General features: G+C 37.4%; 12 protein-coding genes. 10 read left to right on the top strand and 2 right to left on the bottom strand.

Going from position 1 to position 9304, the window contains the following annotated elements; all coding sequences use genetic code 11:
- Positions 1-370: 370 nt before the first annotated feature.
- On the bottom strand, positions 371-622 hold the full coding sequence (locus TJ68_RS07225) for a GlsB/YeaQ/YmgE family stress response membrane protein (RefSeq protein WP_040929491.1): 252 nt from the start codon (positions 620-622) through the stop codon (positions 371-373).
- A 131-nt stretch (positions 623-753) separates the two neighbouring features.
- Positions 754-1935, bottom strand: a complete 1182-nt coding sequence (locus tag TJ68_RS07220; RefSeq protein WP_052327381.1) for an MFS transporter — start codon at positions 1933-1935, stop codon at positions 754-756.
- Positions 1936-2010: 75 nt separating this feature from the next.
- Here TJ68_RS07220 and TJ68_RS07215 point away from each other — a divergent pair, with 75 nt between their 5' ends.
- From TJ68_RS07215 to TJ68_RS07170, 10 genes are all read left to right on the top strand, one after another.
- Positions 2011-2589: an anthranilate synthase component II gene (locus tag TJ68_RS07215; RefSeq protein ID WP_040929489.1), complete on the top strand. Its 579-nt coding sequence runs from the start codon at positions 2011-2013 to the stop codon at positions 2587-2589.
- A complete protein-coding gene (pabB, locus tag TJ68_RS07210; protein WP_052327380.1) occupies positions 2590-3672 on the top strand; it encodes an aminodeoxychorismate synthase component I in 1083 nt (360 codons plus the stop codon). It abuts the gene before it with no gap.
- A complete protein-coding gene (locus TJ68_RS07205; RefSeq protein ID WP_040929488.1) occupies positions 3665-4261 on the top strand; it encodes an aminotransferase class IV in 597 nt (198 codons plus the stop codon). Before pabB ends, TJ68_RS07205 begins: the two co-directional genes overlap by 8 nt.
- 9 nt (positions 4262-4270) lie before the next feature.
- Positions 4271-4486: a hypothetical protein gene (locus tag TJ68_RS07200; RefSeq protein ID WP_040929487.1), complete on the top strand. Its 216-nt coding sequence runs from the start codon at positions 4271-4273 to the stop codon at positions 4484-4486.
- 10 nt (positions 4487-4496) lie between these two features.
- Positions 4497-4745, top strand: a complete 249-nt coding sequence (locus TJ68_RS07195) for a hypothetical protein (protein WP_040929486.1) — start codon at positions 4497-4499, stop codon at positions 4743-4745.
- The gene (locus TJ68_RS07190; protein WP_040929485.1) at positions 4742-5647 is read left to right on the top strand and encodes a 5-oxoprolinase subunit C family protein; all 906 of its coding nucleotides are present in this window, start codon (positions 4742-4744) and stop codon (positions 5645-5647) included. The genes TJ68_RS07195 and TJ68_RS07190 overlap by 4 nt, the downstream gene beginning before the upstream one ends.
- Positions 5648-5838: 191 nt before the next feature.
- Positions 5839-6792 carry a metal ABC transporter solute-binding protein, Zn/Mn family gene (locus TJ68_RS07185; RefSeq protein WP_040929484.1) on the top strand — a complete coding sequence of 318 codons (954 nt, stop codon included), beginning with the start codon at positions 5839-5841 and terminating at the stop codon, positions 6790-6792.
- A gap of 11 nt (positions 6793-6803) precedes the next feature.
- Positions 6804-7538 (top strand): metal ABC transporter ATP-binding protein, encoded by a 735-nt coding sequence (locus TJ68_RS07180; protein ID WP_040929483.1) that lies wholly within the window; start codon positions 6804-6806, stop codon positions 7536-7538.
- Complete coding sequence (locus TJ68_RS07175; RefSeq protein WP_238316063.1) at positions 7538-8401, top strand: metal ABC transporter permease; 864 nt, start codon at positions 7538-7540, stop codon at positions 8399-8401. The genes TJ68_RS07180 and TJ68_RS07175 overlap by 1 nt, the downstream gene beginning before the upstream one ends.
- Entirely contained in the window at positions 8398-9249 is an 852-nt protein-coding gene (locus tag TJ68_RS07170) for a metal ABC transporter permease (protein WP_040929481.1), read from the top strand. The genes TJ68_RS07175 and TJ68_RS07170 overlap by 4 nt, the downstream gene beginning before the upstream one ends.
- Positions 9250-9304: the final 55 nt, after the last annotated feature.

Genomic DNA, 9304 nt, shown 5'->3' with positions numbered 1-9304 from the left:
ATTTAACAAAAACTCAAGTTCCGGTCTCTTTTTTGTTAGATAAAAAAATATAACTAACAAAAACGGGGACGGCGAGCCGAAATATGTTAAATAAATCCGGATATCTAACAAAACCGCAGTTTTTTTGTTCAATAAAATTTGGTGGAAGTGTGTTTTTAATCTTTTAGGATAAAAAGCAATTAACGCTCGGCACTTATTAACAAAAATTCTCTAAAATTGTTAGATATATCAGGATAATTAACAAAAACTCAGCTGCCGACACGAAATTTGTTAAATAAAACCAAACGAAGTTCTATAATTACACTTCTGATACAACGAAAAAACTCCGCAAGGCCATCAGCCTTACGGAGTTTCTCTCTTTTAAATATTACTATTTTCTTAGTCGTCCAAAAATGAATGATACGATTAAGATTAAGATAATCGCACCGAGTAGTGTGCCTACGATACTCATGCCACCAACTGTTGGTCCAATATTTAATCCAAGTGCGTTACCAATTGATGCACCGACTAATCCTGCGATGATGTTACCAATAACACCGCCTGGAATGTCTCTACTAACGATTAAGCCAGCGATCCAACCGAGGATACCACCAACGATTAAAGTCCAAAGCCATCCTAACATAAAAATTCCTCCTGTAAGTAGTTTATATATTAAAATAAACTAAATGTGTTTTTTAAAATACCAGTATTATTATCTGATATATTATATATACCCAACCATATATGTTATAAACATTTACAGTAAAAAAACTTTTATGCTTTTTCTTTTCGATGTTTAAATATAAATGCTAAATAAAAACTAAAAGCGATGATAATACTTATCGCGCTGATTAAGTAAATGTACGAATAACCAAATAAATCTGACACGAACCCGAATATTAACGCTCCGAGTCCAACTCCTAAATCAAAGAATGAGAAGAACGTTGCGTTTGCCATACCGCGTCTGTTCGACGCTGCGCGGTTTACTGCCATCGCTTGAAGTGCTGGCTGTACAAATCCAAAACCGAGTCCGTATAATATTGCAGCGATGTATAACGTCGTCGCAGAAGTCATAGAGAACATCATAAACATAGCAACTGTAATCATGATCATCCCTGGGACGAATACAATTCCCATACCATGACGGTCAAATAATTGTCCGGCGTAAAATCGAGTAGAGAGTAGTGCGAGTGCGTAAACAACAAAGTATATTTGAATGCTGTGTGACGAGAATCCAAGTTCGATTGTGTATGCAGGTAAAAACGCTGCGATACCGCCGAACGTAAATGTCACGAACATAAGTAAAAACGAGGCCGGCAACGCCGTTTTTTCAAATACATCAAAACGGTGATACGTCGTACTCTTACTCGTCTCCGGATCTGGTTTTACATAATTAATTTGCGTTGCAAGAATGAATGCAATGAGTATTAACGTTCCGCAGAGGATAAACAACCACGTAAACGAAATGTAATCGACTAAAAATAAACCGAGTGCCGGTCCAAGTGCAAGAGCAATATTCGCACTAATAGAGAAAAACCCGAGACCTTCACCACGACGAGATGCTGGAATTAAGTCCGTCGCGATCGTCCCTGTTGCGGTCGTTAAAGATCCCCATCCAATACCCTGAACAACTCTAACAATTAATAAAACGAATAGTACTGTACTAATTGTTAACGAATATGTCGACACTAAAAATATGATTAAACCGTAGAAGAACACGTAGCGACGACCTTTTGTGTCAAGCCACGTTCCAGCGACTGGTCGAATGAGTAGTGCACTAAAAGTAAATATCCCAACGACGAGACCGATATATTTATTATCTAAACCGAGGTCTTGAACGAACAACGGTAATGTCGGTAACGTCATTTGAAACGATAGAAAAATAAAGAAGTTTGCAAATAAAATAATAATGAAATCTTTTGTCCAAATTCTATCGTGTAAATTACTATTGTCCATCGCTAGTATCCGCCTTTCTATTAAATTAAATTTCGTATAAAATAGAACGTATCACTAACATATAGAGGAAATTTTATGAATATACTAATGATTGATAACTACGATTCATTTACGTATAATCTCGTTCATTATTTAGAAATGAACGACAAAGGTGTAAATATAATCGTGAAACAACCGTATGAACTTAACAATGATACCATAAATGATGAAAGTATTATAGGAATTGTCGTTTCTCCAGGGCCATCTCATCCGAAAGACCGACCGGAAGTAATTGAATTTTTAAAATCCGCTTGGAGGAAAGTTCCGATTTTAGGAATTTGTCTCGGTCATCAAATGTTATGGCATATGACAGGTGGCACAGTGACACATTTAAAACGCCCGGTTCACGGTGAAACGTATAATCTTATGCACGACGAAAAATTTATCTTTAAAAATATCGAAAATCCAATTCAGATTACGCGATATCATTCACTCGTCTGTGAAGGCGAAAACGACGAATTTGAAGTCGTTGGCACAGCAGACGATGAAATAATGGCCATCCGCCATAAAGCTGAGGACATTTTTGGACTGCAATATCATCCAGAATCGATATTATCTGAAGAAGGTCACGCTCAAATTAATAACTTTATCGATATCGTATTGGAGAGATGCTAAATGAAAGCACATATCAATTTCACAAAAAATGGCGTCGTGGAAGACTTATATTTTGTAAACCCAGTGAAAACATACGATGAAACAACACCTTTAAAAGATGTATTAGACGTGTTAGAAACTGCGCAACAAAACGACCAATATGCACTTTTTGCAGTGACATATGAGTCGTATAAAAAAGATGAAACGGAATTTCTCGCTGCAATTTACGATGCACCGGTTTCTAGAGACGTCTTTTTATCTGAAAGAGAAAATGGTTCGTATACATTATCTCCGTATAAAATGATTGAAACACAAGAAGAAATCGAAAGTAATATCGAGAAAGTACGAGATTATATACGAGATGGGCATACGTACCAAGTGAATTATACGACGCGTATGCATGGGGAGTTTTCAGGAGATGCGCATGCGCTCTATGAAAGGCTCACTGAAGAAAATAATGGTGGCTACACAGCGTTCATTGAGCACGGTGATTTAGCAATTGTCAGCGCATCGCCAGAGTTGTTTTTTGAAATCGATAGTGACCGGACGATTCGAACGCGTCCAATGAAAGGGACAGCACCTCGCGGCGAAACGCCAGAACAAGATGAAGAAAACTATGTCTTTTTAAAGAATTCTAAAAAAGACCGTGCAGAAAACGTAATGATCGTCGACTTACTAAGAAACGATGTATCGAGAGTATCACAAAGTGGCACGGTGACTGTTCCGCATTTATTTACAATTGAAAAATATAAAACAGTGTTTCAAATGACATCGACAGTTGAAGGTCAGTTAAAAGATTTACCATTTAGCGAGGTGTTCGACTCACTCTTCCCGTGTGGATCGATTACGGGTGCGCCAAAGCAAATGACGATGGAAATTATTGAAACGCTCGAATCGACAAAGCGTGGATATTACTGCGGCGCTATTGGTCTTTTATTTAATGATCAAACGACAGTTGTGAACGTACCGATTCGTACGATTGTCATCGAAGGTAATAAATATACGTACGCAGCTGGCGGCGGTATTACGTACAATTCTGATAAGACGAATGAGTATCACGAAATACTTACAAAATCTAAATTTTTAGAGCAAGCATATGACTGAACTTATTGAAACGATGCGTCTTGAAGACGGTGTTGTGAAGCGGTTAGATTATCATAATAGACGTATCAATCAGTCGGCTGAAGTATTTCATCTGAAAAAGATAGATTTAAAAGAAGCGGTTAACAGTTATGTAAAAATGCATAACTTAAATCAAGGCTTATACCGAATTCGTGCACTATACAATAATGATTTAACATTGACGCATGATAAGTTAGAAGAAACAACAGAGATTACCGCAAATGTCATTCCAATGGACTGTATAGAAACGAAATGGTTAGAACATAAAACGACGAATCGAGACCAATATAAAACAAGTGAGTATCCGTATGCGTTATACTATGATAAAACGGAAAGAATCACAGAGTTTAACATCGGTAATCTAGTCGTTAAAACGCATGACGGTTATTTCACACCGAGTAAAAATGGTCTATTAAATGGTGTGATGAGACAATTTTTATTAGACAATGGTACTATAAGTGTACGAGATTTTACTTTAGATGAAATAACCGAACGATATAACAATAACGAGATTACGATTTATTTAATCAATAGTTTAAGAGAGTGGGTCAAAGTGAACCTACAAGTTTAGGAGTGAACTATGTTTACACTATTATTATTAGGCATATTAGTCGCCGTCATTATATTGGCGTTCTATATCAGTACATATTTATATGAAAATGACATTACACTCGTCGCACTACTCGTCGTAGTCGTCGGAATCATCGTAAGTATTATACTCATCGGTTGGATCATGGATAACACCGTAGAGTTTGTAAGTCAAAAACTAGAAATATTCTACAATCCAGACAGTTAGGAGAATGGTGATGATTTTTGAAAATGGTGAACGTGTAATGACCTATCAAGGCAGTAAAATACTGACTGATAGCGAAAAAGAATTGATGCAGCAAAAATTTGAGGCGTTAAAAACAGACGAAATATACGATATCGTATTTACGACATCTACAGTAAATATTTTGTACCATCCAACGTTAATGATGGACCGTCTAAGCATGATCGATCCATCAGAAGTTGTACATGAAGTGATTGAAGAAGTGGTAGGTGTTTTAAAATGAGTATTATTATTCAAGATAAAGGACTACTGTCTACAGTAGTTTCATCATCTGAAGCACTCGACAACTTATCGCCGCAAATCGCAAATAAACTCGTCGGTAACCCTGTCGATGAAAAGACGATCGAAATGGTCATTCGACCAGCTAAAATTGCATTTACAGAACCGACAGTTATCGCGTTTTCTGGTGCACTGTTTAACGTGACAGTTGGCGATAAAAAACTATCCGCTAACCGTATGTACATACTCGACCGTGGAGACGTATTAACATTCCACGATTCTGACCGCGGAGGACGTGTCTACCTTGCGATCGCAGGAGGAATTAAAACGAACGGTTCTAACGTATTAGAGTCCGGAGACGAAATTACGATGCGACGTGACTATACAGAACTACATGACGAAATTTTTAGCATGATGCGCAACCGTTCGACAGTATCATGGGGTATTGGATCATATTCACTTGCAGAAGTATATTTATCGGATAATTTCCATATCGTAAAACGTAAAGGTGTCGACGAATCTGTCTATAGAACGTTAGAAGACACGTATGCTGTCACGTTCGAAAAATACCGCTACGCACTTAATTTAGAAGGTGAAGCGGTCGATTACACAGATGATTCGGTCGATAACTACGGTGTATCGGGCGGTGTGTTTTTAAAAGACGGCCAGCCGTTTATCGCATTAAACGACTTTGAAGACTCTACAGAATACACACATATCGGAACGATACCGAGCTATCATATGCATAAGCTCGCTCAAAAAACCAAAGACTCGAAACTTAAATTTACTGAAATTGATGTCGAGCATGCGTACGTCAACTTATACAACTACGAAATGTGGAAGAAAAGCTTATTCAAAGCGATCGATTATAAAATCAGTAAAGAACTCGTAAAAGAAAAAATGTAATAACAATTTTTTACCCGACAATATTAATTTGTTGTCGGGTTTTATTTTTCAAAAATTAGACAAACCTAAAAATTAAACGGGCTAAATACTATTAAATGACTTTTTGTCTAAATTATGAATTTCATTTTTAGCCTTTACAAAATTATAAATTTAGTATAACCTAAACTTTATAAAAATAATTGGAGGTATTGATGATGAAAAAATCAATATATTTACTATTTGTAGCAGTAGTTACTTTATGTTTAGCTGCATGTGGTAATGGAAATTCAGATTCGGAGTCTCAGTCTGATAAGAAAGAATCAAACGAAAGAAAACCAAGCTTAGTCGTCACGACTACTTTCTTAAAAGATATGGTTTCTGTTTTAGAGGAAGGTGTGGATGGATTTGATACACATTTAATCATTCCAGCAGGCGAGGATCCACACGTATACGAACCAAAAGCGAGTGATTTAGATTCACTTAAAAATGCGGATGTCGTTCTTTATCATGGTTTAGATTTTGAAGGACGAATGGCAGATGTGTTATCGAGTGGAGTGTCAGTAACTGAAAAATTTAACGAAAGCAATTTAGAAGAAATGGAAGAGGATGAAGGAATCGTCGTCGACCCGCACTTCTGGTTTGATTTAGATCTTTATCAGCAAGCGATGGAACGTGTAAAAGAAACGCTAATTGAAAATAATCCAGATGGTAAAGAGCAGTATGAAGCGAATTTTGATGCATATGTCGAAGAGTTAAAGGAACTAGATTCATACATTAAATCTAGAATTGATGAAATTCCAGAAAAATCACGTGTCCTTGTCACACCACATGACGCGTTTAACTACTTCTCAAGAGCATACGGTATGGAAGTATTTGCACCTCAAGGTGTGTCAACAGACAGTGAAGTTTCGAATAATCAAATTCAACAAACTGCAGATAAAATTGTAGAAAACAATATTAAAGCAATCTTTATAGAAACGACTACTAATCCTGACCGTATGAAACGACTTCAAGAAGTCGTTAAAGCACAAGGTGGAGAAGTTGAACTTGTGAGTGACGGTAACGAATTATTATCTGACTCTCTTGCGCCTGTTGGAGAAAGTGGAGACACGTTTTTAACGATGTATCGTCATAACATCGACGTTATCGTAGATCATTTAAAATAGGGGTGAGTCACATGAGCGTAAATGTAATCGAAGTGAAAGATGTTACAGTCGCTTACGATAATACGCCAGCGGTTTCTGGCTTGAATTTTGCGTTGAAAAAAGGAACGTGTACAGCAATCGTTGGACCAAATGGTTCCGGAAAGTCAACAATGATTAAAGCGATTATGCAACTCGTAAAGCCAGTTTCCGGAAAAGTGACCGTCGAAAATAGTAGTAGTAAACAGGCGTTAAAAAATATCGCCTACGTACCACAAAAAGGGGAAGTCAATTGGGACTTCCCTGCTACTGTTTTTGATGTCGTTTTAATGGGGCGCTACGTCCATAAAGGTTGGATTAAACGACCGACAAAAGAAGATAAGAAAATTGCTTATGACGCATTAGATACGATGAAGATGCTTTCGTTTAAAGATCGTCAAATCTCTGAGTTATCCGGTGGACAGCGTCAACGCGTGTTCCTCGCACGTGCGATTGCGCATGATGCGGATATTTACATTATGGATGAGCCACTTCAAGGTATAGATATTACGACTGAAGAGTTAATAATTAAGACGATGAAGCAACTTCAAAAAGAAGGAAAAACGTTCCTCGTCGTTCACCATAATTTAATGACAGTTCCAGAATATTTTGACCACGTCGTCATATTAAACAAGCGAATCATCGCACAAGGTACGATCGATGACGCATGGACAGAAGAAAATGTAAATGCAGCTTATTTTGAAAAGGGTGTCGGCACATGGACGTCTTAATGAGTTATACGTTTCAAGTCGTTGCACTTGGAACTGTTATTTTATCTATCGTGAGTGCAGTCATCGGTTCTGTCAGCGTTATTAAAGGACAAAGTTTAATTGGTGATGCGATTGGACATTCGACGTTTCCAGGTGTCGTTTTAGCATTTATGCTATTCAATATTATGGAGACATATATACTCGTCGTCGGTGCAATGGTAATGGGTGCAGTGGCGTTTTTTCTCATACAACATATTACGCACGAGTCTAAAATTTCTTTAGATAGTGCTTTAGCGCTTATATTATCAGGTTTCTTTGGACTTGGTATGGCGTTAAAAAGTTATGTCCAAGGCCACTCGAACTATAGAGGGACTCAAGGTATCGATGATTTTATATTCGGGCAAGCCGCGTACATTTTAAAAAGTGATGTGTACTTAATTATCGTGACGTCTGTCATCGGACTTTTAATTTTCTTTATGTTTTATAACGAATTAAAAATTTATATGTTTGATCACATTTATGCAAAGTCAATCGGTATTAATATAAAAAAGATCAACGTATTAATACTCATTATGACTTTGGCAATTATATCTGTCGGATTAAAAGCTGTCGGAGCGATTTTAATCGTCAATATTTTAATTGCACCGACAGTCATCGGGCAACTCTGGTCGAATCGCTATGGTGTCGTCTTGACTATAGCATCTATTGTTGGCGCAGTATCAGCATTTATAGGGACATATGTATCTACAGCGTTCACTGGTATCCCTACAGGTCCTGCAATTATATTAGCACTCAGTTTCTTCGTCATCGTTTCGATGCTCTTTTCACCGAAAGGGTTTATTAGTCGAATGATTCGTAATAAACGGTTAGGAGGGGCGCTATGATAGAAGTATTACTCGTACTTATAATGACTGGGTTATCGACGAGTCTTCTTGGAGTTTTTCTCGTACTTAGAAAAAATGGTATGGCAACAGATGCGATAAGTCATACAATTTTACTCGGTATCGTCGTCGTGTTTTTCTTAACTGGTGACTTACGTTCGCCGCTACTTATTGTCGGAGCCACTTTCGTTGGAATTTTAACAGTGTATTTAATTGAGGTCGTTACGGCATCGAAAATGATGCGTCAAGATGCAGCGATTGGATTAGTATTTACTGCACTTTTTGCAGTAGCTGTCATACTCGTTTCACGTTACGCAAGAAACGTTCACTTAGATATTGATGCAGTATTACTCGGACAAGTGTTATATGCACCTTTACACCGAATCGATCTATTCGGGATGAGCTTACCGTACGCATTCGTACAGTTGTCGATTATCTTTATGATTAACGTTTTCTTTGTCGTAATATTCTATAAAGAGTTAAAAATATCGAGTTTTGACCCAGTGTATGCAACGCTTGCAGGATTTAGCGCGATGATTGTCTATTATGTTTTAATGACTCTCGTTTCAGTCACTGCTGTTGCTGCTTTTGACGCAGTCGGCTCGATTCTCGTCATTAGTTTTTTTATCGCACCTGCAGCAACGAGTTATTTAATCGTCAACAGAAGCTTATTTAAAATGATCGTATTGTCTCTCGTGATATCAGTAATTAACAGTGTCATTGGTTGTTACATCGGGTTCTATTTAGACATCTCAATTTCAGGCGCAGTCGCTTCAATTTCGACGGCAACGTTCTTTATCGTATACATTGGTACGCGTATATTAAAAGCGTACAATCATAAAATTATATGAAGAAAGAAACTCGAGCGTATAACTCATAGAAAAGTTCAGTTCACTTTAATATTTG

It is taken from the genome of Nosocomiicoccus massiliensis, from assembly GCF_000438455.1.
Classification (GTDB): Bacteria; Bacillota; Bacilli; order Staphylococcales; family Salinicoccaceae; genus Nosocomiicoccus; species Nosocomiicoccus massiliensis.
Note: the sequence above shows the minus strand (reverse complement) of the source record. Positions and strands in the feature narration are given on the sequence as shown.

Coding starts and splice junctions, on each gene's coding strand:
- TJ68_RS07200 (WP_040929487.1), top strand. CDS start 4,271: ATGTTTACACTATTATTATTAGGCATATTAGTCGCCGTCATTATATTG.
- TJ68_RS07225 (WP_040929491.1), bottom strand. CDS start 622: ATGTTAGGATGGCTTTGGACTTTAATCGTTGGTGGTATCCTCGGTTGG.
- TJ68_RS07170 (WP_040929481.1), top strand. CDS start 8,398: ATGATAGAAGTATTACTCGTACTTATAATGACTGGGTTATCGACGAGT.
- TJ68_RS07180 (WP_040929483.1), top strand. CDS start 6,804: ATGAGCGTAAATGTAATCGAAGTGAAAGATGTTACAGTCGCTTACGAT.
- pabB (WP_052327380.1), top strand. CDS start 2,590: ATGAAAGCACATATCAATTTCACAAAAAATGGCGTCGTGGAAGACTTA.
- TJ68_RS07195 (WP_040929486.1), top strand. CDS start 4,497: ATGATTTTTGAAAATGGTGAACGTGTAATGACCTATCAAGGCAGTAAA.
- TJ68_RS07185 (WP_040929484.1), top strand. CDS start 5,839: ATGATGAAAAAATCAATATATTTACTATTTGTAGCAGTAGTTACTTTA.
- TJ68_RS07190 (WP_040929485.1), top strand. CDS start 4,742: ATGAGTATTATTATTCAAGATAAAGGACTACTGTCTACAGTAGTTTCA.
- TJ68_RS07205 (WP_040929488.1), top strand. CDS start 3,665: ATGACTGAACTTATTGAAACGATGCGTCTTGAAGACGGTGTTGTGAAG.
- TJ68_RS07220 (WP_052327381.1), bottom strand. CDS start 1,935: ATGGACAATAGTAATTTACACGATAGAATTTGGACAAAAGATTTCATT.
- TJ68_RS07215 (WP_040929489.1), top strand. CDS start 2,011: ATGAATATACTAATGATTGATAACTACGATTCATTTACGTATAATCTC.
- TJ68_RS07175 (WP_238316063.1), top strand. CDS start 7,538: ATGAGTTATACGTTTCAAGTCGTTGCACTTGGAACTGTTATTTTATCT.